Raw genomic sequence first — 22,294 nt, forward strand, 5'->3', positions numbered from 1 at the left:
ATGGCGAATGATAGGCACAGAGCAGTAGCGAGAGCAAAACATAAAATGGAAGTATCACTAAAGCGTAAAGAAAAAGAATATTTTAACTCTTTGTCTGTTTATGAAAAAGTAGCTTATATCTTCAAGAAGGCAGTATTTACAGTAGAAGAAGCTCTCGACATTATTTTTTTAGTTCTAGATAAACACAATTTTATCATTAGCAAAGAACGACTACAGAAAATATTCGGAGGTGACGAATGAGGGCAAAAGATTATTTGTCGCAGTTGTTTTGGATTGATGACGAGATAAAAGCTTTGTCCATGGAAAGAGAGACAATATTTAATTTAACTCTTAGAAGGGCAAGCATAACTGATATGAAAGTCCAATCCTCACGAGGAGGTAGACCAGATGATGTGTTTGCACAACTGTCCGATTATGCTATCAAAATAGCTGATAAATCAGACGAACTAACGGCTTTAAAAATTAAAATATCAGAACTCATTGATAAAGTCGAAAATAAGACAAGTCAAACATTATTAAGATACCGCTACACCATAGGTTACGATTGGGAGAATGTAGCAAAGCTAATGGACTATGAAGTAAGGCATATTTATAGATTGCACGGTCAAGCATTAAAAGATTTTCAAGATGTCATGGAATGTCACTTGGAATAGATGATATTGTTATAATGAGCAATAGCTCAAAAACAATCCCAGTTGATGCAGTTCGCTTCGGGCGTGTGGAAAACTGACAGACTGGTCGCCGCAAGGTGAGTATATAATTAAAGTCTATGTATTGTGTTCTAAAAATATAGACAAAAAAGACTTTTAGCAACTGTGGCGGAATAGGTAGACGCTTAAAAGGGATAAGACATATTACGTGGGCAACCCTTGAACAGTAATGTGTTATGTAAGGTGCAAATCCTTACCAGTTGCATTGCGGATTGTGATTGTTCCGCTCACTCGTACAACCAAAATCACCTCCTTTCTTTTCCGCCCTATGCGACGAGGGCGGTTTTTGGTATATTTATATCAAAAAGGGAGAGAGTTATATTTATGAAAGAAGAAGCTTTAGATGTTCGAAACTTTTATAAGATGATTGAAGTCGCCAATGAAAAATTTGATGGTCATTTTACATTAATGAAATTCACTTCAAATTGGGGCGTTTGCTATGGCACTGTAAATTCAAGAGAAGATATAAGTAACATGGCGAAAGGCGACACCGTGAATGAGGCAATCGAAAATCTTTTAAAAGATCCAAAGTCTGTATATGATTTATAAAGTATGAAAGCTATAGACCTCAAAAGAGGTCTTTTTATTATGCACTGAAAGGAGTGAGGCCGTGGCTAAATACGAGTATTGGATAACAGAAGAAGGCTTATTAGAGATCGAAGGTTGGGCAAGAGACGGCCTCACGGACAGACAAATATCTCACAATATAGGCGTGAGTGAGCAAACACTTAATAACTGGAAAAAGAAATACCCTTCAATATTTGAGTCCTTAAAAAAGGGTAAAGCCGTAGTAGATAGGCAAGTAGAGAATGCCTTACTTAAAAACGCACTCGGCTATAAATACACCGAGGAAATGGTAACAAACAAAGGCGAGGTTGTAGAAGTTAAAAAGTATGCACCACCTAATACCACCGCACAGATATTTTGGTTGAAGAACCGAAAACCTAAAGAGTGGCGAGACAAACGTGAGACTGAAGTAAGCGGAGGAATGAATGTTAAGACTTCTAACCCGTACGACGAATTAAGTGTCGATGAGTTGAGAAAGTTGGCGGCTAAATATGGTGAGGATTGATGTTCAAGAGGTTCGAAAAGCTCTAGCTCGCAAGAGCTTTTTTGATTACTGTCAACTAACAACTCCTAAGTTTTATAAACCGTCACGGCAATATTTAATCGACTTATGTGATGACATGCAGGAGTTCTTAACAGACGATAATGATATTTTAGTGGTCAACGTTCCACCAAGACATGGTAAATCACTGACATCTACAAAATTCACACAATGGTTACTAGGTTTGGATCACACTAAACGCGTTATGACAGGGTCATATAACGAAACTCTATCAACAAACTTTTCTAAACAGGTGCGTAACGCTATCTCAGAAGTGAAAGCTCAAGAAGATATTATCGTTTATAGCGATATTTTCCCCGGTACTAAGATAAAGTTTGGTGATGGGGCAATGAACATGTGGAGTTTAGAAGGAAGTCCAACCGTAAACTACTTAGCTACTTCGCCTACAGGAACAGCAACCGGATTCGGAGCCGATTTTATTATTATTGATGACCTTATTAAGAGTGCTGAAGAAGCAAACAACGCAAATGTTCTCGAAAAGCATTGGAGTTGGTTCACCGATACAATGTTATCCCGTTTAGAAGAAGGTGGTAAGTTACTTATCATCATGACGAGGTGGCACTCTAAAGACTTAGCAGGTCGTGTATTAACGGATTTAAGTAGAGAATACAAGATCAAGCACATCAATCTAAAAGCGAAACAAGATGATGGCACGATGCTTTGTGAAGAAGTGTTATCAGCCCGAGAGTTCAACAGAAAAACAAAGTCAATGAGTCCTGAAATAGCCGCAGCAAACTATCAACAAAGCCCAATAGATGTGGAAGGAGCTTTATACAGTGGATTCAAAACCTACACCGGCGAACTACCAGAATTTAAACAGATTCGCTCCTACACGGATACGGCGGATACGGGAGCTGACTTCCTCGCAACCTACATCTATGGCGTTACTTTCGATAATGAGGCATATATCTTGGACGTCTTGTTTACAAAAGACGCAATGGAAATTACAGAACCGGCGTTAGCAGCTAAGTTATACGAAAACAAAGTGAACTTTGCAAAGTTTGAATCAAATAATGGTGGGCGGGGCTTTGCCAGAAGCGTCGAACGCATATTAAATAGACAATTTAATAGCAACTACACAGTAATCAACTGGTTCCACCAAACCAAGAATAAAATAGCTAGAATACTGACTCATGCTTCATGGTGTATGGAGCATATTTATTTTCCTGAAGGTTGGCATAATAAATGGCCAGAACTTTATGAACAACTAATGTCCTTTCAAAAAGAAGGCAAGAACAAACACGACGATGCACCCGACTCATTAACGGGGGTTGCTGAAGACGTGAGTCAATTTATTGTAGACGATGGCGACGTCGAAGAAGAATACGATATTTTAAGAAGAGGTTTCGGCTTCTTGTAAGGAGGTAATTAAATGCAAGATAACGCAACACCATTTATAAATTCTTTTGGGAAGCGAAAAAGACTTAAAAAGCGATTCCACGAAGAGTCGCGTTTAAGGTACCGTGTCAATGATATGAATAGCCTTCTCGATAACAACTATGAATTGCTAATCAAGTACATCAAACATCACCGTGAAATACAGCAACCTCGATTAATCGAATTACAAGACTATGCAAGAGGTGATAACCACACGATTTTAGAGTATAACCGAGTGAAAAATAAAGAAATGGCAGATAATCGCCTCGTTCATAACTTTGGTGATTTAGTAGCGACGTTTATTCAAGGGTATATTGCTGGTAAAGAAATAATTGTCGAATACTATGACGAGGAATTAGAAGAAGAAGAAAACGCGACAATTAATGACTTTCTACATGAAGTAGATCGACAGAACAATACGTATCAGCTTAACCGATCACTGATTAAGACGATTGCAGAAACAGGCAGAGCTTATGATTATGTTTATCAAAATCAAGAAGACAAGATCCGCATTCGTAAGTTTGATGTGAGACAGACTTTTGTTATTTATGATAACACCCATGCTGAACATTCCGTCGCTGCCGTAAGATACTACCCAAAAACGCAATTTACTTCTGAAGATGACAACACATTAATCGTTGAAATGTACGGTAATGATAATTACGTTTACTTGTTGGAGCTTAAACAAAATGAACTTTTTGACGAGGACATCGATGAATACGCAGTCAATCAAATTCAAATCACTGAATACTTAGGTAACGAGTTAGGAATTGGAGCCTATGAAACACATCTCAGTAAAATTGATGCTTACGACGCGGCACAATCGGATACAGCAAACTATATGCAGGATATTTCAGATGCCATATTGATGATCAAAGGTCTAATGCACATGCCTCGAAACTCTACACCGGAACAACAAATAGATTGGCTTCAAAAAATGCTGCAATCCCGTCTTATGCACTTGAAACCTCCTACTGACCAAGATAATAAACCGGTGGGAGATGTTGACGCGAAGTTCCTACAGAAGTCTTATGACTCGGGCGGTGCTGAAGCGTTTAAGACGCGTTTGAAAGACGATATTCACGCTGAAACAGGCGTGCCTAATTTAAGCGATGAAAAGTTTGGGGGCGTTCAAACGGGCGAAGCAGTCAGACAGAAAATGTTTGGTTTAGACCAACGTATTATTGACACGATGGCACATTTTGAGAAGTCACTGAAACGCCGATATGAGCTTATAGGCTACTTAGGTGTTGAAAATGGATCGATTCTAAATTTTAACATTGATCATTTAGATATTCGATTCACATTGAATTTACCGAAAGCACTTAAAGAAGCGATAGAAGCCTTCAACGCTTTAGGAGGAGAGATGTCTAACGAAACTATTTTAGAGATTACTAATATCACAGATAATGTCTCTCAAGAATTGGAACGTCTCAAGAAAGAAAAGATTGACGATGAAGGCTTAATACAAAACCTTGCTAAGAAACAAAGAATGACAGACTTGGCGGTGAATAGCGATGCCGAAGATCAAACCGAGTAATCTCCCGGACAACCTTTACTGGCGAGAACGCGTTAACGCAGAAATGATAAATCGCATCAAAGATGAAGAGTCTTTTCGCAAAGAGCTAGACACGCTTTATAGAGGAGCGCAAAAGAATATTGAAACAGAAATTGATGCTTTTCTACACAGATACGCCAGTAAAGAAGGAATTACTAAACAAGAAGCTAAAAAACGTGTAGCAGCTATGGATGTAGAAGCCTTTGCTGATAAAGCAAAACGCTACGTAAAAGAGAAAGATTTCAGCCCTGAAGCGAACGCAGAACTTAAGTTATATAACTTGAAAATGCGAATGAACAGGGCTGAACTTTTAGTTTATCACGTTGACTTAGAATTAGTCGCTATGCATGACGGTCAGTATAAGTTGATGAAGAAGTTCATCGAGAATGGATTCGTTGATGAAATCATAAAGCAAAGTGGTATTTTAGGCGAAAGCGTACCTGATCAAGAAACAATCCGACGGATAGGTAAAGCCGTTTTAAATGTAAGGTACGAGGGTGCTACTTGGTCTGAAAATATTTGGCAAAAACAAGACCAACTGCGAATTGATGTAGCAAAGATGATGTCTAACAATTTGATGCGAGGAAAAAGCTCAAGAGACCTCGTACCATTACTGAGAAAAAGGTTTAAAGTGAGTACTTATGAAGCCCATCGCTTAGCTGTAACTGAACAAGCGAGGGTTCAAACCGAAGGTGCTTTAATCGTTTTTAAAGAGAATGGCTATGAGAAGTTTAACCTAATTCCAGAACCAAGCGCTTGCGATCTTTGTAAAAATGTAGCAGATAACAACCCATTTCTAGTAAGAGATATGATAATCGGACAAAACGCCCCACCTATTCACCCTCATTGCCACTGTGCAGTAGCGCCCGCCGTTGATGAAGCTGTTTTAGATGAACTGTTTAAAAAATATGAAGCAAACAAAGGAGCGATCTTATGAAAGTAAGAAAAGTTACTGCTGAATACAAGGAACTTAATACGTTGAGTAAATTGGTATTTATTGCAAAAGACATCTTAAGTGGAAAGGCTCTAAAACATAAAGACGGTGAGATTCAAGTGACTTCTTATAAGTTCGTCAAAAAAGGTAATGACTAAAGAAGGGGCTTTTTAAAGCAACATAAAACGGGTCGAATTGATTTTGATATAGGAGGGAATATGAAAGAACTAATTGAAGAATTAAAAAAGATAACAATCGACAAGGAAAGACTTATCGGTGTATCACTCGATATCGGTTATGACCCAGAGTGGAATGAGACAACTATTGATGTCTCAGTAAAAGTTAAAGGGGAATTCGAACCCAAGGAATGAATTTGAGTTATAGGAGGTTAGTAAATGACAAAACCACGAGTAATAGACATTGAATTTGACGGTTCTGATTGTGATTGCTCGCTTTTAGGAAAAGCACGTATCTGGCTAAAAGCTAGACTATTTGAACTGAAACACTATATTAACCCCATTACTGTTCAATTGATATATAAAAATAAACCGTTCGGTGAGAAACTCAAATACCGAGTTCGAGTTAAAATTGTATTCTAATAATGGGAGACGTGATCGATGTGTGGCACATAGCAAGTGAATTAGCAGGACTTTTTTTAATAATAGTATTGGTTGCTTTTATGGCTTTATTTATTAAAGGGGTGTGGGGGGAATTAACAAATGACACAGAACGAGAACGTATTGTAAAAGGTTTGCAGCAAAACCAATGGGAAAAGACAATGATGTTAGGAGACGAGCAGATGAAAGAATTCATCGAAAGAACGCACAAAAAGGAGGAAGTATGAGGAGAGTATTAATAAGGTTATCTAATAATGATTTAGAAGCTATAGCTAATGGTAGAGAAATAGAAATTGAGACAAATAATGTTGGGAAGATAGTTCTAACCCCGGCTATAACTCAAGATGTTGCGCTACCAATTATTAATGACCCGGTGAAACTAGTTAACACAACAATCAATAAACAATGTATCAATATTATGGAAAGTGCAAGTTGGTAAGTCCTAGAAATAGGGCTATTTATTTTGTCCAAAACGTGCTTATGACATTAAAAGACGCATGGAAATCCATAGTCAAACAAGACTCAAAAAAGGAGAAATGATTGTGAAGAAGAAACTCAGAGGACTACCTCTCAACTTACAACTATTTGCTGACTCTACTGAACCTACTGATCAAAATGCTAGCAACGATCAAGAAGAGGAAGTAAATAACGATGAAACAAACGTCGATGAAGGAGAGAAGAAGTTTAGTCAAGAAGAACTAAATACGGTTGTTGAAGAACGTTTAAAGCGTGAACGCGAAACGGCTAATAAAAAACAAAAGGAAGCTATCGATAAAGCAGTAAAAGAGGCATTAGCAAAAGAAAAGACTTTAGCTAAAATGTCGGATGCTGAAAAACGCGAACAGGAATTAAAAGATCGCGAAGTAGAAATAGCTGCAAGAGAAGCAGAAGCCGATTATAAAGAACTCTTATCAGACACTAAAAATGTTTTAGCAGATAAGCAGTTCCCTACAGAGCTTGCTGAATTAATCGTCGTTAAAGGCGACGTCGAAGAAACTAACGAACGTATTAATCGCTTTGAAGAAATCATCAAACAACGTGATGCTGAGCGTGATAAAGCTCGTCTTCGTCAAAAGGATCCTCGGGTTGGAGGACAATCATCGTCAAGCAATTTATCGGAAGGTGCAAGAATCGCTAAAGAGCGCAATGAAAAACAACAAAAACCAGTTGTATCTAACTGGGGTTAAATCAACAAGGAGGAAAACAAATGCCATTTATTAAAGATGTTGAATATCAAGGGAAGGTTAACTTCTTAAAATCTGCTCACGTTGTAGCATTTACACATACTGCTACAAAGGCAATGGATAAAGAAGGTAAAGGGGTTATTCCAGCAGGAACCGTCTTCCCAGCTAACGACGGAACGGCTATCGGTATTTTATATAACGATGTCGACGTATCAGCAGGAGATCAACCTTGTTCAGTAATTGTCGAAGGTTATATCTTAAAAGATCGTTTACCTGTAGAGCCAGCTGCTGAAGCAATTGCCGCAATGAAAGAAATTAAATTTTATTAGGAGGAAAGTAAATGCCAGACATTTTAGATATTTTTAACAATCAGAACGTCATTGACTATGTTGCTAACAAGGAATATGACGCTCAAGCAGGGGAAGCTTTATTCCCATCCATGAAACAAGAGTCACTTGAGATGGAGTATTTGAAGGGCTCTAATGAAGCACCAGTAACAGCTTCAGTTCATGCTTTCGATACTGAATCTGAAATTGCTTCTCGTGATGGTGGTCAAATCGTTCGTGAGAAGATTGCGTTTATCAAGCGTAAAATCCAAGTGAACGAAGAATTGCTATTACGTTTAAATAGCATAAAAGAAACGTCTCCTGCTTATAAATCTATTATCGACACGATTTATAACGATATTGATAATATGGTGCGTTCGGTTAAAGTTCGCGTAGAGCGTATGCGGTACGAGGCTTTAGCTACTGGGAAAGTTACGGCTAATGAGAACCACGCTAAATTTGAAGTTAACTATGGTTTCCGTTCTGATCAATTACAAACTGCGGATTGGTCACAAGAGAATGCTGACATTTTAGGAGATATTGATAAATGGATTGATTCTCTAGTTTTGGCAACCGGTATTACTCCAGGGCGTATCTTAACTACTCGTCAAGTTGTTCGCAAAATTGCTAACTCTGTTAACATCAAGAAAGCGATTCTTGGTGACTCAACCAAACGTCTATCTTTAACGGAGATTAATGACTTCATGGTGGCTCACGGTTTACCTGTTTTAGGAACTGAGGACCGCATGTATCGTGAGCAAAAAGCCGACGGAACGTATGCGATGAAGCGTTACTTGCCAGAAGGATCATTCGTATTGTTACCAAACGGGGCTTTAGGAAATACCGTATTCGGGCCTACACCTGAAGAATTACGTTTACGTCAAAACCCTGCTGTAGATTTAACGAACGTTGGGAACGTATTAGCAATGGTTTACGACGAATCAGTCGACCCAGTTGCTACCTATACTAAGGCAGTAGCTACCGCTTTACCTTCATTCCCGACAGCGGGTCAAGTGGTATCTGCTACAGTATTACCTGACTTGCCAGGAGCCTAAGAAAGGAGAATTCAGTGAAAATCAAATTTAATTTACCCTATCATGATGAAAAACTAAAACGCGATGTCAAAAAAGACGAAGTCGTTGAGATGGCTCAAACTCGAGCAGATCAAATCGTAAAAGACATCAAAGCTCAAGCGAAAAAGAACTCTAACTGGAAAGCCTATGAGGAATTTAGTTATGAGAAGATCGTAGAGTCTAAGAAAGAAACTGAACCAAAGCAAGAAGCAACTAAAACAAAGGAGTAGATGAAATATGGGGACTAACTTTTTAGAAGTCTTAAAGCGTCGTTTAGATATTGTTGACGACCTGCAAGATCAAGTCCTCCAAGACATCATCAATGATACTACCCAAGAGTTTTTACTGATAACGGGTGCTAAATTGGTACTGCCTGTCTTTAACTTTATTATTACGGATGTATCGCTTAAGCGTTATAACCGCAGAGGCAATGAGGGGATGAAGAGTACGAGTATTGAAGGGCATTCAACCACATATGAATCTCCCCTTAAAGACTTTGAGCAGTATAAAGCCTATTTACGCATCTATTATCCGGATGTAGGCGAACGACTAAATGTGAAACCCGGTGAGGTGACGTTCTATTGAGAACAAACGCAAGAGTAACCTTTTTAAAAGGAGGAGTACCCACTTACGACTTCGAGATAGGTGATTATGTCGAACAAGAGCCGATTAGAGAAACAAAGGCTTGTCATCTCTCAACACTTGGTTTAGACCGAAGTTTTAGTCTTTTTGGAGACTATAAATCGGAAGTTAAGATCGTTCGTTTATTACAGCCCTACCGAAAACCTTTTGATTTAGTCGAGATTAACGGGGTTCCCCACAAGTGGGTCCGTAACAGACTAGATCATAAGGTTTTTTATGTAGCGGTGGATTCGGTGAACGAAGATGGGTAAATCTAGAGTAAAACTAAACTGGCGCGGTCATGAACAACTCTTAGGTAAATTTGCAAAAATGGTCACACTTGATGATGCTAAAACCATCGTAAGAGAAAACGGAAAAAGGTTAACAAACAACATCGCAAAAGAAGCCGTCTTCGTTAAAGGCTACTCTACAGGAGAGACTAAGCGCTCTATACCTCTAGGAAGTGGATTGCGTGATGGAGATTTAACAGCTTTTGCAGGACCTACCACTGGGTGGGCAGTTTATCCAGAATATGGAACACGTTTTATGGAAGAACAACCTTATGTTAAACCCGGCTTCGAACAGACCAAATTGCAATTCATTGATGACTTGGAAAGGTTGACTAAATAATGGCAAATAACACACTTGATGATCAAGTACGAAATAAACTAGGAAGTATCGGCAAACAGTTAGGTTATAGCGTCTATCCCTCCCTTCCAAGTCTTGGTACCGATTACCCATTCATGACTTTTGGGGAGATAGCCGATTCTCCTCGTGCTACTAAAGGTCCTTTGTTAGGGGCCATTAGCGTGAGGTTACATTTTTGGGGTTCAGAATTACAAAAAAGCGAAGTGTCTTTAATGGCTGACAAAATGCGAGCGATGACTCGTAACGTCCAATTAGAGACGCTTTTTTTAATGTCAAAAATTAATGCGTCGAGGAAAAGGACACTAGCGGACAATTCAACAGGATCCACTCTTTGGCACGTTGTATTAGATCTAGAATTCACTATTCACTATTAAAGGAGAGAAAAAATGGCAAAAACAGAAATAACAGCAATTAGAGGGAAAGATAAATTCTTACTATTCCGTCTATTATCAGACGCCCAAGAAAAGAAAGCTGCTAAATTAGCATTACAAACGGTCCACGAATGGAAATATAAGCGAGACTCTAACTCTAAACCGTCAAAAGATGGTGCAGTGAATGCGACCGGTGGGCTTATTGTTGAGTTAGAAATCGAGGCAATTGCTTCTAATGACCCTGTCAACAATATGCTATTCGAGTCTGTTTTGATGGACGAGAAATTAGAAGTTTGGGAAGTTAACATGGCTTCATACAAAGAAGAATCAGACGATTACGAGATGAAATACGCTCGCGGTAACTTAAACGAATGGTCAGATCCTAATGACGTAGAAGATCTAGCTGAAATTTCTACCACAATGTCTATTGACGGTCACCCTGTCAAAGGTCGCGCTAAGTTAACAGACGAACAGAAAGCAATTATTGAGTCTCTTTACGGATTCCGTAAACCTGGAGAAGTAGTAACCGCAGAAGATGGAGAGATCCCTTCAGCAGGCGCATAACATAATACTTATGAGCGGGTACTATCCCGCTCTATTTTTTTAAGTTCAATTTAAAGGAGAGAAAACAAAAATGGCAAAAAGAACTCAACCAATTAAGATCAACGATACTACCTACTTAATGACTTTCGGATTAGGTTTCTTGGAACGTTTGAATGAGAAATATCGATTAGAGATGGATAACGGTATGTCAATGGACTTTGGTATTCATCAAGCAATGATCGAGTTGTCTAATAACAACCCGTTAACCATCGCCTATATTATCCAATTCGCAACAGCCGATAATCATAACAAACCTTCGAGAGAAGACATTGAAGATTATATCGACGAACAAACTGAAGATGACAAGTCTGAGGAGAAATTGTTCTCAGATTTTTTAGAATACTTGAAGAAAGCACCTGGGGCGGCACGTATTTTCAAGAAAGCGAAGGAAGCTCAAGCGAAACTCAAGAAAGAGGAGACTCAAGAAGAGAAGTAAGAAATATCTATCGAGAGGCTATCGAACTAGCCGGATCATGTTTAGGAAAAACTCTAGACGAAGCAAGGGCGATGTCTCTTGAAGATTTTAATTTTGAGTTGGGGGCTTTCAACCAACGAAAGAAGAAGTCAGATGAACAAAGACTTTATGAAATATGGATTCAAGAAAGAGTGGTTAACGTCACTGACGATGACGGTAAGTTTAGGTATTCAACCTTTAAAGAACTTCTCGGTGAAGATGAAAAAACTCTTAAAAAACGCCAAGTTTTCTCTGAACTTAAAGAAATTGCACGACGCAAAAAAGAATTAGAAAACTTAAGGAAGGAGGAAACTTAATGGCAGAATCTTATTCTGTTGAAGCCGTCCTATCGCTAGTAGATAGTGGTTTCACTGCGGGAATCGCCCAAGCTAGCAAACAAGTCAAAACACTCGCAAATGATACGGTTGGTTCAGTAGGAGAAATGGGTAAAACCATGATGAAAACGGGTGCTTATATGACCGCAGGCATTACCGCACCGTTGGCAGCAATGGGCAAAAGTATTTTTACTACTGGGCAAGAGTTCGATTCAACCTTTAATGCTGTAAAAGCCGTTTCTGAAGAGACGGGAGTCTCTTTTGAAGATTTAAGGAAACAAGCAATCAAACTGGGAGCCGACTCAATCTTCGGAGCGACTGACGTTGCTTCAGCTATGGAGATGATGGGTTCAGCCGGTTTCGGTACAAAAGAGATTTTCGACTCCATGCCGGGGGTTATTGACTTAGCTGCTGCTTCGGGTGGAAATATGGCACTTGCTGCTGAGGTTGCAGCTACAGCTCTTAACCAGTTCAACCTGGATATGACACAGACTGGGCACGTAGCTGATGTGTTTGCTCAAGCTGCTGCTGCCACCAACGCAGAAATCTCAGATATGGGCGAAGCTATGAAATATGCAGGACCAGTAGCAGGCTCTTTAGGTATTTCGCTTGAAGAAACAGCCGCAGCGATTGGTATTATGTCTAACGCAGGTATCAAAGGTTCTCAGGCAGGTACAACCTTGAGAGGGGCTTTAACGCGTTTATCTGCCCCAACTAAAAAGGCTCGACTCCTTATGGAAGACTGGGGTTGGTCTGCGTTTGACGCTTCAGGAAAAATGAAACCGTTAAATCAAATCATTCCGGAATTACGCTCGGAAATGGCAGACATGACAGACCAACAGAAACAACAAGCAATAACCACACTATTTGGACAAAACGCTATGTCTGGTATGCTCGCTTTGATTAATAGTGCGCCGGGTGAATTTGATAGCTTAACCCAATCCCTAATTCAATCGGACGGAGCGGCTCAAAAGATGGCAGACACCTTGATGGAAGGTTTGCCGGGAGCTTGGGAAACACTCGGAGGGTCCATTGAATCGGCTCAACTCGAACTTTATGACTTGATTCAAGGTCCTTTGGCTGAAATAGTAACAAGGGTCGCTGATGTTATTGATGCCTTTTCTGAGCTATCAGATGCACAACAGATGCAAATCCTAAAATGGGCAGGAATGGCCGCAGCTGTCGGTCCGGTTTTAACGATCATGGGCGGCTTTGTGTCAATGGCTGCGACGGTAGCCGGTGGAATGATGAGCTTTGCAGGTGCTATAGCTAGTGTTGGTACCGGGTTTATTGGATTAGCAACCTCTACCATGGGTGCAATCAGCAGTTTAGGGGTAATTCAAGGAGTTATGGGAACGTTGGGGACCACTTTTACAGCCTTTTTCAACGGTTTATTCCCTAAACTAGGCACGCTAATGGCGAGCTTCACAAATATTGGTCTTTCCGCTACAGCTGGAACGAGTAGCGCCATAGCAGGACTGGCACAATTAGGACTTGCTATAGTAGGACCTGTTGCTGCGATCGGTGTTTTTGCCGCAGCCGTCGGTCTTTTAGGAACAGCCTTTTATGACGAAATCATGGGAATGATAAACCTTGCTACAACTCAAGGCCCAACCATTATTAGTAATCTAGCGAACGGAATAATTAGTGCTTTGCCTCAACTAATGGCAACTGGTATAAATATTATTACTGGTTTAGCTAACGCTTTAGCAGCCAATATACCAACTATTATTCAAAAAGGTGTAGAAATCATTGTAGCGCTCGTTCAAGGAGTGCAAGCAGGCTTACCTCAAATTATCAGTGCAGCAATTAACGTTGTTACTTCTCTTGTAACCTCTTTAATATCTGCTGTACCTCAATTAATGGTAGCAGGTATGCAGTTTGTTTTGGCTTTAGTACAAGGGTTGATTCAGGCAGGCCCTCAACTGTTAGCGTCAGCACAACAGATGGTGTCCACTTTTCAAAATGGCTTGAATACAGCTTTACCTGTCGTTATTCAAACGGGTATTCAAATTATCTTATCTCTTATTCAAGGGATAACTTCTGCACTGCCAAACATACTAACTCTTGGGGTTCAATTAATTACTAGTTTCGTTCAGGCTTTAATGTCAAACCTACCTCAAGTAATTGCTGGGGGAGTTCAGATTGTATCTGCTTTAATTCAAGCAATAGCCGCCGCCATTCCTAATATCATTTCATCAGCGGGAGAGATTATAAGCTCTCTTGTAAGAGGAATTATTTCAAACTTGCCAGAAATTATGATTGCTGGGGCTAAGATTGTGTTTGAGCTAATTAAAGGGTTGATATCAGCTATACCAGCTATTAATAGCGCAGTTATCGACCTTATGGCCTCAATTGGAAAAGCGATTTTCGATGGAATCATGGATCTTGGAGGGAAAATAGGCGACTGGTGGGGTAATAATATGCCGAAGTGGCTCGGAGGAGGAGCAAAAGAAGCCTCTAACGCGGTCACTACTGAGTTTAAAGGGATGGCAGATGAGTCAACTTCAATAATGGATTCGATGTCCGCTTCGCTTGAATCTTCTATGCAAGAGATTACCGCGGGTATGCAATCTAATGCAGCTCAAGCGGCTAACTCTGTGCCAGGCGAATTTCAAGCAATGGAATTTAATGTCGAGGAAATCTTTAACAATTTAGATACAAATATCATTTCATCGATGCAAAACATTAAGGGTGGAACGGTTGCAGCAGCTAATACAACCACCCAAGGGGTGACAACAGCCTTTCAACCTATAGGAACACAGGGTGTAATACCCTATAACCAAATGGTTGCTAATATCCAAGGATCAATGCAAGGTCTTTCAACTACCGTTCCGGGAATGGCTCTAACAACGGCAAATGGAGTTGTACAAAGTTCTCAACAGGTTGCTTTAGCTGGACAAAACTTTCATCAATTTGGCAATGATGCGACTACTGCTATGTCAAACATGGCTTTACAAGTTCCTAACCTTGCTATGCAAGCATCAACTGGTGTTATAGATAGTGCTAACGCACTTAATTTAGCGGCTAACCCGTTTGAGGACTTTAAGAATGGTGCAACCAATGCTATGAGCCTTATGGCTACGACGGTACCGAGCCTTGCTTCTCAAGCAACGTCGGCGGTTCAAGCAAATACCTCTCAAGTAGGAACGTTTGCAGACTTCTATAGTCAATTAAGTTCTGGGGCACAAGCTTATTTAGGTGAATATGATGCTGTGGTTAATTTAATGACAGCAGAAACAGCAAACAAGGCCTTTGCTAATACAGGCGAGGTTATGTCTATGGTGGATTGGTATAACCAATTACCTTCTTGGACACAGGCCTCATTAGCTGAATACGGTGTGACTGTTGATTCGTTAACAGCGCAAACGGCACAAACGGCGGTTGCTAACTCGCAGCAAGTAGAAAACGCTGTAACACCTTATCAAAACTTTGCAAATGGGGCTACTTCTGCCATGCAAGGTCTTACCCCTGCAAGTGACGCAGCAGGGCAAACAGCTACTGACGTAAACGCTAGGTCGCAAGAAGTAGAGAATGCTAAAGCTCATTACGAAGCTTTGCGTGACGCTTCTATTAGTGCTATGAACCTTATGAAAGCCCAAATTAAAATTGTCTATATATTAATTGCCCAAGATGCTAATAGCTCTTCAAGAACAATGAAATCTGATGTTACTAGCAATTTTGAATCAATGAGTTCTGATGTAAAATCGAAGATGAACTCAATGAAGAGTGCTATGCAGAATGGCTTTAACGCTATGAAAGCAAATGCTAGCTCTATGATGAGTTCAATGCAATCGGTGGTTTCAAGTGGAATGTCTAATGTCGTTTCAAGGGTCCGAAGCTCAATGTCAAGTGCAGTATCAGCTATGAATGCGGCGGCAGGTCAAGCACGATCTGCGGGTTATAACATGGGGGCAGGTTTCTATGGCGGGCTATCTTCTATGGCAGGATCGATCATAGGGTTAGCCCGATCGATTGCAAACTCAGCGGCCGCTGCGATGCGATCAGCTCTTAGAATTCATTCTCCTTCAAAGGTAACTGAAGAGATTGGTGAATTTACTGGCGAAGGTCAAATCGTTGGTATGGAGAATAAGCTCAAAGCTGTTAAACAGATGGCTACTAAGTTAGCTAACGCAGCCGTTATGGAAGCACCTCGTGTAGCCAAAGTAGCACAAACAGCTATTTCAAATCGTCGCTTCGCAGACGTCGATTCGAGTGGCTTGACTACAAACACCGCCCCAACTCGTATTACTTTAGTTATGGGTGGGCATGAATGGACAACGCACGTAAATGATATTACTAAAACACAACAAGCTGAATTAAGATTAAGTTATTAGGAGGGGATTTTATGTTGTATCAATTTATTGGACCATCTGAAGTGGGATCACTCGAATCCCCTTCAGATAACCTAGCTATTAATGGCCAATACATAGATGATATTATTCCGGGTTACCGTCAAATCTATACGGCAGGTAGGGGCTTAGTTGACCGAGAAGTCGATACGCAACCAATCCCGTTGTATGACGGAGTGTGGGTGAATTATTATCAAGACCGAGAAAGAATCATCGAGATAGGTTTTATATTAGCTGCACATAGCAATGAAGAATTGAGAGAGTCACTCACTAAATTGAATGATTTACTCAGACAAGAAGATCTCTCTTTAATTTTTGATGACGAAAAAGAATGGTACTACAAAGCTATTTACACTAAAGCCTCTCTTCCTGAAGAAACAGACCTTACACTAGTAGGGTCTATTTTCTTTCTATGTCCTAAGCCTAGAAAACGAAGGGTTACTATTTCAGAAAACACTAATACTATCACCGAAGAAGTATATAAACAGACTACACCAAAAACAATAATTGCTAACGTGACAAAAACGACTAACCACGTTGAAATTATTAATGGCGGTCAACGAATCGTGTTAGATGGAGCGTATGATGCCGGTAAAGATATAACGATAGACTTTAGCGGCGATGAGGTTTCTATCAATTACGAGGGACGATCAATCAATTCTGATTTAGCGCTTCATTCGGATTTGGAGTTTTTCTATATCAAGAAGGGGGACATCATAACAGGTAAAGGTGTAACAATAACAAAAGTGACTTGGAGGAATGAGGCCTTATGATCTATCTATTTAATAATCAAGAGGAATTAATCAAAATCATTCCCGACAAGCTCATAAAGACAAGCTATCAAACTTTTGAGTTGACAAAAGACTCATTTGTTTATGATCGTTTAGACGTTGAAATAAAAGCTCAAGACGACCAATTAATGCAAGAAGTGGAGTATATAGCGGTGCCTAGTAGAGAGGACCGCTATAAATTTCATTTTTATTTTGTTGCTAAGAAGTCTTTAGAGCACCAACTACACGCTCTTGTTGGAATAAATAAGGGGATTGAAGATCTTAGTAAAGCGATTATCGAAGATATTCGACCCAACAAGACCGACGGAAGACAACTACTTAACCGAATATTTGAGAAGACCGATTGGTCTGTTGGGGCATACATGGGTAATGCTACTGTGACCACCAATTTTTATTATAAAACGGTGTTTGATTGTATGTTAGAGGTTTTGGCACAAACAGGACTGGAAGCTCAATTCTTTGTCGAAATTAATGGTAATAAGTTAGGTAAAAAGTATATTGATTTCAAGACTAAAGTCGGTAAATCAATAGGTAAGCGTGTGGTTTATGGACATAACGCATTACGCATTTTAAAAGAAGAAGAATCTATCGGTATAGTGACTGCTCTTTACGGGCGTGGGAATTCAATTCAAGTATCCGATGCAGGTGATGTAGGAGTCGATGGAACGGTCAATGAGACAGCAGGCTACGGAAGACGAATTACTTTTGAAAATGTTGAATGGTCAGTATCAAAAGGGGATCCAGTAGACAAGCCGTTAGGTCAAAAATGGGTTCAACTTCCCGAAGCGACCAGTAAGTTCGGTATTAAAACCGCCGAAGGGAATATACCTAAGTTTGGGGTATTTGAATCGAAAACAGATGACCCGGGAGAGCTACTAAGAAGAACTTTTGAGGCTTTACAATATGAGTCTAGACCAAAAGTTCTTTTTCAAACGACGTCTAGGTATTTAACAAATACAGACATTGGTGATACCGTTCGAGTAGTAAGACACGACAAGAACTTAGATTATGAAGCCCGAGTAGTCGTGATTAAGTGGGATCGTAAAGCGAACGTTGCCGTGGATATGCAAATAGGGGACGGAATCGGCGAGAGTACTCGACAATCAACGGCTAAGATCATTTCTAATGTTCAAGATTCAATTATTCCGCAATTTATTAACGACGTCAAACAGATTGTGAAAGATAGTGGTCTATCAGTTTATCTAGACGATCAAGAACCAGAAAATCCGAGAGTAAACGACCTTTGGTTTAAACCAGATCCGCGTTATCCGGGTGAATTCATCGCGCTTCTATGGAATGGTGAGGCATGGAAAGAAATTATCAGCAACAATCTAAAAGCTGAAATTGACAACAAATTCCAACAACTCGACCAACAATCTAAAAAATTCAATGATCAATTACAAAAAGCTAAGCAAGATTTGATTAATATCGAACTGACTCCAGGTGATTCAGCTTATGAAATAGCTGTCAAACATGGCTTTCAAGGAAGTGAGGAAGAATGGTTAGAATCTCTTGAAGGTCGCGATGGTGTAAAAGGACCACCTGGGAAAAATGGGCAACCAACATACACCTGGATAAAATACGCTGATACTCCGACAAGAGGAATGTCCGACTATCCTAAAGCGAGCACTCAATATATCGGGATTGCTGAAAACAAAGACACACCCACTCAATCATCAAACTACAGTGACTATAAGTGGTCAAAGATTAAAGGTGAAGATGGACAAAGTTCATATACGCATTATGCCTATATGGAAACTGGAGACGACGGATTGTTGAGTAGAGAAAGGTTCATATCGAGTTTAATAGGATATCAAACTCACCCGTTAATTCAAGACAATATAATCACAGTTACAAATTCAGGTAAAAATCAGCTATCAGCATATATGTCTTTTCGTGAAACCGCAGGTAAGCATTATAAAATTAATTTAAAAATTAAAAATGTTGGGAAAGAACAATTTCAAGTTTTATTTAATGGTCTTGGTGGTAAATTGAATAAGAATTTTAAGACTAGGATTTTAAATCCAGAAGAAGTATTCGAATTAAACACAATAGGTGTCGCTCGAGATTTACATAATTTCTTTCAGATACAATTTCGCTCTGAGCTTAATAAAACCATAAAGATTCAAATTGATACAGCTAATTTACTTCATGTAATACCAGAAAGTTTTTCGTTTATTAGCAATTTTAAAACCGATTTAATCGGGCGATATGTTGACAATAAAAAAGAACAATCAGAAAACCTAAGTGATTATATTTGGTCTAAGTATAAAGGTTCAGACGGTCAAACGTTATACACCTGGATCAAGTATGCTGATACAGCTAGTGGTAAGGGTATGAGTGATGACCCTACTGGAAAGAAATTCATAGGGATAGCTTATAATAAGACAACTTCTGCAAAATCTGGCAATCCTAGGGATTATGCTTGGTCAGCTATGTATGATTTAAAAGCTCTGGAAAACATTGAATTGAAGTTGAAAGGGTTATCGGAACAAGCCGAAATATTGGTTGACATTTCTGGTAATGACCAAGAGATGATTTTCTCAGACAATCGACTGGATACAGACATAAACGGTGATGACTGGGCTTTCTTACTTGAAGATAGAACAAAGGAACTAACTCACAACGGTTCTGGTTTTGATGTCACTCAAGATTATCATTTCAGAACAATTGCTAAATATGTACCAAGAGTGAGCAGTCAAGTGAGAGTAGAATTTGAGGTGATAGAATGACAATAAAACCAGTAAATTTTAGTCTGGTTCCCAAGAATGAAAGGTATCCTAGTCATATCAAAAACAATGTGACTGATGATTTTACAATTGACACCTTGTACCACGGTTTATTCCCAGAGTATGAGTTAAGCATAACTTCTGATTGGTATGAGAACGTTACTAAGAAACTAGAAGATTTTAATCTTTTAGAAGAACCAGACTTGAATATTATCAATGGAGAATACCTTATCAGAGAAGGAAGGCTGAAAGAAGATATAGTAGAAGGTGAAACATACATATCTATTGTTCAAGGTAATTTTAACAACCTCTTGGCTTTATTGATGAGATATAGCGGCAAAAGTAGATGGGTAACTTCAACCTTAGACCCTATTGGTGGTGATTTTTGGATCGGGGAGTTTAGAACCCAAAACGATTACACAATAAAAGATTATAGAGGGGTCTCAATATATCGTTTTAGAAATATTAGCAATGAAGATTGGAAAAACAATATGAAATATTGGGGAGTGTTTAAAAAAAGCGACCTTTTAAAAGTCCAACTAAGAACTAGAAAAGGGACTGTAAAAGTGAATGATGGTGAGAACATGCTATTAAACTCGTTTAGACCTACTACTAACCCGAATTATCCAACAAAACTTTTCCCAATTACAGACCCACCTAAGGCCGGAGAATTAGTTACTGTCACTTTAAAAATGAGACTTGGAGACGGTAAAACTGGGGTCTCTTTATATAATTCTGGAGGATCTGTTAGTATGGCTTTTATTAAGAAATCAGAATTTAACGAGGAAGGAATTGTAACTAAGACCTTTCCTTGGAAAGAAGAAACCAGCTACGGCGGTGTTAAATATATCGCGGATAATACTCATATTAGGGTATATCCAATTCCGAACACAGTAGTTGTAGATTCAACTTTGGAGTGGATCAAACTAGAAAGAGGAAAAGAAGCCACACCGTATTCTAAACACCCATCAGAACAAATTGTTGATGAAAGTAATAGAAATCTTCTAGATATAGTGCCAATCGAATCGATATTCAATAAAAGCGTTTCTAGTTTTGGCAAAAGTTTAGCTTATGTCGCATCTAGTGACAAGGCATATGACGGCTTAAAATTAAATTTTGAAAATATGAAAGAAAACACTAGATATTATTTAAGGTTTAATGTGCAGAAGCTTTCTGGAAATCTTAAAAATATAGGTGGACATTTAGATAAATGTTTTTCAAATAGTAAGATATATATTGATGGCCAATTAAAATCATATTCATATAGCCAACCAGGTGTTGAAGAGATACTTAATGATGGTAACAGGCACAAAGTAGATGCGTATATAACATTTGGAAATAAAGGCACTTCCAATCGGCTTTATATACAGCCAAATAGAGGTTTAACAAATGATGTAGAGGTTTTAATATCAAATATATATATATCTGACTCAACTGGGAAATGGCAACCAGTTATGGAAGATATAGAAACATTGGTTGAAAGATCAAAATCTTATGTGACCTTACCAGATGGCAAAGTTCATTATTTACCTTATGAATTTCAACAACCTTATCAAGATAATGAGATTGTGATGACAGCCAAAGGAAATAGATTGATAAATGCTTCTAAAAAATATTCATTGAACCCTAATAATCAAAGTGTAGAATTGTCAATTCCACTTAGTAGAGAAGAAACAAAATGGGTTGAAACTTCGACCATTAAATCTTTGCCTTTTGTTCGAGAAACCGTCAATGATAGAAATAAAAGAGCTAGCGAATCTTTTGTTAGGACTAATGGCGAAAAAGGAAGCAAAATCATTTATTCGATCAAAGAAGTTTATGTTAAAGATAATCGGCCAACAGGAACAATAGTTAAAGATTATGAAGTTATAACAAAACAACCAGTCAACGAAATCTATATTCAAGGTACGGCCACCGTTGAATGGAAACGCGAAGTATATAAGACTGAGCCCATTCCTTATTCAAATATTAATCGAAACACAAATACAATGTATATCGGGGAAACCAGAATTTCGCAATCAGGAATAACTGGAGTTCGCTCTTATTATCGTGAAGTTGAATATTTGAACGGCAGCAAAACAACCAACTACAGAAATGTTGACACCTCTGGGACTATCACAAAATCAAAAAGAGACCAAATAACTTTGGTTGGAACCAAACCAAGAGAAGCAACCATAACTTTCAACAACAAATTCATTTATAAAACTAAACAACACCAGTGGCAAGGGTACTCACCAATAACTATAAATGTTGAGAGTGATTTCTTAATAGGGAAAGATATAATATCTGTAAGATTTGATGGCAAAACATATATACCAAATAATGGCAAATGGATAATGCACAAAGAGATATATTCAATAAATAATCAAGACTTATTAGTCAATTATAACTCACTATCAGCAGCAAGAAATGATGGCTTGTTTAACGGAGTAGACTCCCACTTCGCAGACATTGAAGTTAAGTATAGAATTTAGGAGGTGAA

General features: G+C 38.9%; 27 protein-coding genes. All 27 read left to right on the plus strand.

The window, feature by feature from the left end:
* The 27 genes from ACQV2G_RS01620 (at nucleotide 1) to ACQV2G_RS01750 (ending at nucleotide 22,286) form a co-directional block, all read left to right on the plus strand.
* The gene (locus tag ACQV2G_RS01620) at nucleotides 1-240 is read left to right on the plus strand and encodes a hypothetical protein (RefSeq protein WP_428872872.1); all 240 of its coding nucleotides are present in this window, start codon (nucleotides 1-3) and stop codon (nucleotides 238-240) included.
* Nucleotides 237-653 carry a DUF1492 domain-containing protein gene (locus tag ACQV2G_RS01625; protein ID WP_428872873.1) on the plus strand — a complete coding sequence of 139 codons (417 nt, stop codon included), beginning with the start codon at nucleotides 237-239 and terminating at the stop codon, nucleotides 651-653. Before ACQV2G_RS01620 ends, ACQV2G_RS01625 begins: the two co-directional genes overlap by 4 nt.
* Nucleotides 654-1,034: 381 nt before the next feature.
* Nucleotides 1,035-1,259 (plus strand): hypothetical protein, encoded by a 225-nt coding sequence (locus tag ACQV2G_RS01630; RefSeq protein ID WP_428875935.1) that lies wholly within the window; start codon nucleotides 1,035-1,037, stop codon nucleotides 1,257-1,259.
* Nucleotides 1,260-1,320: 61 nt separating this feature from the next.
* A complete protein-coding gene (locus ACQV2G_RS01635; RefSeq protein WP_428875936.1) occupies nucleotides 1,321-1,782 on the plus strand; it encodes a helix-turn-helix domain-containing protein in 462 nt (153 codons plus the stop codon).
* Nucleotides 1,769-3,199, plus strand: a complete 1,431-nt coding sequence (terL, locus tag ACQV2G_RS01640) for a phage terminase large subunit (RefSeq protein WP_428875937.1) — start codon at nucleotides 1,769-1,771, stop codon at nucleotides 3,197-3,199. Before ACQV2G_RS01635 ends, terL begins: the two co-directional genes overlap by 14 nt.
* 12 nt (nucleotides 3,200-3,211) lie before the next feature.
* Entirely contained in the window at nucleotides 3,212-4,756 is a 1,545-nt protein-coding gene (locus ACQV2G_RS01645) for a phage portal protein (protein WP_428875938.1), read from the plus strand.
* Nucleotides 4,734-5,711, plus strand: a complete 978-nt coding sequence (locus tag ACQV2G_RS01650; RefSeq protein WP_428875939.1) for a minor capsid protein — start codon at nucleotides 4,734-4,736, stop codon at nucleotides 5,709-5,711. The genes ACQV2G_RS01645 and ACQV2G_RS01650 overlap by 23 nt, the downstream gene beginning before the upstream one ends.
* Complete coding sequence (locus tag ACQV2G_RS01655; RefSeq protein ID WP_428875942.1) at nucleotides 5,708-5,866, plus strand: hypothetical protein; 159 nt, start codon at nucleotides 5,708-5,710, stop codon at nucleotides 5,864-5,866. The genes ACQV2G_RS01650 and ACQV2G_RS01655 overlap by 4 nt, the downstream gene beginning before the upstream one ends.
* 60 nt (nucleotides 5,867-5,926) lie before the next feature.
* Nucleotides 5,927-6,079: a hypothetical protein gene (locus ACQV2G_RS01660; RefSeq protein ID WP_428875943.1), complete on the plus strand. Its 153-nt coding sequence runs from the start codon at nucleotides 5,927-5,929 to the stop codon at nucleotides 6,077-6,079.
* A 24-nt stretch (nucleotides 6,080-6,103) separates the two neighbouring features.
* Entirely contained in the window at nucleotides 6,104-6,307 is a 204-nt protein-coding gene (locus ACQV2G_RS01665) for a hypothetical protein (protein ID WP_428875945.1), read from the plus strand.
* Nucleotides 6,308-6,327: 20 nt separating this feature from the next.
* Nucleotides 6,328-6,552 carry a hypothetical protein gene (locus ACQV2G_RS01670; RefSeq protein ID WP_428875946.1) on the plus strand — a complete coding sequence of 75 codons (225 nt, stop codon included), beginning with the start codon at nucleotides 6,328-6,330 and terminating at the stop codon, nucleotides 6,550-6,552.
* Nucleotides 6,549-6,764 carry a hypothetical protein gene (locus ACQV2G_RS01675; RefSeq protein ID WP_428875947.1) on the plus strand — a complete coding sequence of 72 codons (216 nt, stop codon included), beginning with the start codon at nucleotides 6,549-6,551 and terminating at the stop codon, nucleotides 6,762-6,764. The genes ACQV2G_RS01670 and ACQV2G_RS01675 overlap by 4 nt, the downstream gene beginning before the upstream one ends.
* 103 nt (nucleotides 6,765-6,867) lie before the next feature.
* Nucleotides 6,868-7,512, plus strand: a complete 645-nt coding sequence (locus ACQV2G_RS01680; protein WP_428875949.1) for a capsid assembly scaffolding protein Gp46 family protein — start codon at nucleotides 6,868-6,870, stop codon at nucleotides 7,510-7,512.
* 20 nt (nucleotides 7,513-7,532) lie between these two features.
* A complete protein-coding gene (locus tag ACQV2G_RS01685; RefSeq protein WP_428872886.1) occupies nucleotides 7,533-7,838 on the plus strand; it encodes a hypothetical protein in 306 nt (101 codons plus the stop codon).
* A gap of 11 nt (nucleotides 7,839-7,849) precedes the next feature.
* Entirely contained in the window at nucleotides 7,850-8,890 is a 1,041-nt protein-coding gene (locus tag ACQV2G_RS01690; protein WP_428875950.1) for a major capsid protein, read from the plus strand.
* A gap of 14 nt (nucleotides 8,891-8,904) precedes the next feature.
* Entirely contained in the window at nucleotides 8,905-9,138 is a 234-nt protein-coding gene (locus ACQV2G_RS01695) for a hypothetical protein (RefSeq protein WP_428872889.1), read from the plus strand.
* A 7-nt stretch (nucleotides 9,139-9,145) separates the two neighbouring features.
* On the plus strand, nucleotides 9,146-9,493 hold the full coding sequence (locus ACQV2G_RS01700) for a phage head-tail connector protein (RefSeq protein ID WP_428872891.1): 348 nt from the start codon (nucleotides 9,146-9,148) through the stop codon (nucleotides 9,491-9,493).
* Nucleotides 9,490-9,801: a hypothetical protein gene (locus ACQV2G_RS01705; protein WP_428872893.1), complete on the plus strand. Its 312-nt coding sequence runs from the start codon at nucleotides 9,490-9,492 to the stop codon at nucleotides 9,799-9,801. Before ACQV2G_RS01700 ends, ACQV2G_RS01705 begins: the two co-directional genes overlap by 4 nt.
* Nucleotides 9,794-10,159, plus strand: coding sequence for an HK97-gp10 family putative phage morphogenesis protein (locus ACQV2G_RS01710; protein WP_428872894.1), 366 nt, complete (start codon nucleotides 9,794-9,796; stop codon nucleotides 10,157-10,159). Before ACQV2G_RS01705 ends, ACQV2G_RS01710 begins: the two co-directional genes overlap by 8 nt.
* A complete protein-coding gene (locus ACQV2G_RS01715) occupies nucleotides 10,159-10,551 on the plus strand; it encodes a hypothetical protein (RefSeq protein ID WP_428872896.1) in 393 nt (130 codons plus the stop codon). Before ACQV2G_RS01710 ends, ACQV2G_RS01715 begins: the two co-directional genes overlap by 1 nt.
* Nucleotides 10,552-10,563: 12 nt before the next feature.
* Nucleotides 10,564-11,112, plus strand: a complete 549-nt coding sequence (locus ACQV2G_RS01720; protein ID WP_428872898.1) for a phage major tail protein, TP901-1 family — start codon at nucleotides 10,564-10,566, stop codon at nucleotides 11,110-11,112.
* A gap of 70 nt (nucleotides 11,113-11,182) precedes the next feature.
* Complete coding sequence (locus ACQV2G_RS01725; RefSeq protein ID WP_428875953.1) at nucleotides 11,183-11,587, plus strand: tail assembly chaperone; 405 nt, start codon at nucleotides 11,183-11,185, stop codon at nucleotides 11,585-11,587.
* 71 nt (nucleotides 11,588-11,658) lie between these two features.
* Nucleotides 11,659-11,922 (plus strand): hypothetical protein, encoded by a 264-nt coding sequence (locus tag ACQV2G_RS01730; RefSeq protein WP_428872900.1) that lies wholly within the window; start codon nucleotides 11,659-11,661, stop codon nucleotides 11,920-11,922.
* Nucleotides 11,922-16,277, plus strand: coding sequence for a phage tail tape measure protein (locus ACQV2G_RS01735; RefSeq protein WP_428875954.1), 4,356 nt, complete (start codon nucleotides 11,922-11,924; stop codon nucleotides 16,275-16,277). Before ACQV2G_RS01730 ends, ACQV2G_RS01735 begins: the two co-directional genes overlap by 1 nt.
* Before the next feature lie 11 nt (nucleotides 16,278-16,288).
* Nucleotides 16,289-17,065 (plus strand): distal tail protein Dit, encoded by a 777-nt coding sequence (locus tag ACQV2G_RS01740; protein ID WP_428875956.1) that lies wholly within the window; start codon nucleotides 16,289-16,291, stop codon nucleotides 17,063-17,065.
* Nucleotides 17,062-19,815, plus strand: coding sequence for a phage tail spike protein (locus ACQV2G_RS01745; protein WP_428875958.1), 2,754 nt, complete (start codon nucleotides 17,062-17,064; stop codon nucleotides 19,813-19,815). Before ACQV2G_RS01740 ends, ACQV2G_RS01745 begins: the two co-directional genes overlap by 4 nt.
* Nucleotides 19,812-22,286: a G5 domain-containing protein gene (locus ACQV2G_RS01750; RefSeq protein ID WP_428875960.1), complete on the plus strand. Its 2,475-nt coding sequence runs from the start codon at nucleotides 19,812-19,814 to the stop codon at nucleotides 22,284-22,286. Before ACQV2G_RS01745 ends, ACQV2G_RS01750 begins: the two co-directional genes overlap by 4 nt.
* Nucleotides 22,287-22,294 lie beyond the last annotated feature (8 nt).

It is taken from the genome of Facklamia sp. P12955, assembly GCF_050409565.1.
Classification (GTDB): domain Bacteria; phylum Bacillota; class Bacilli; order Lactobacillales; family Aerococcaceae; genus Facklamia.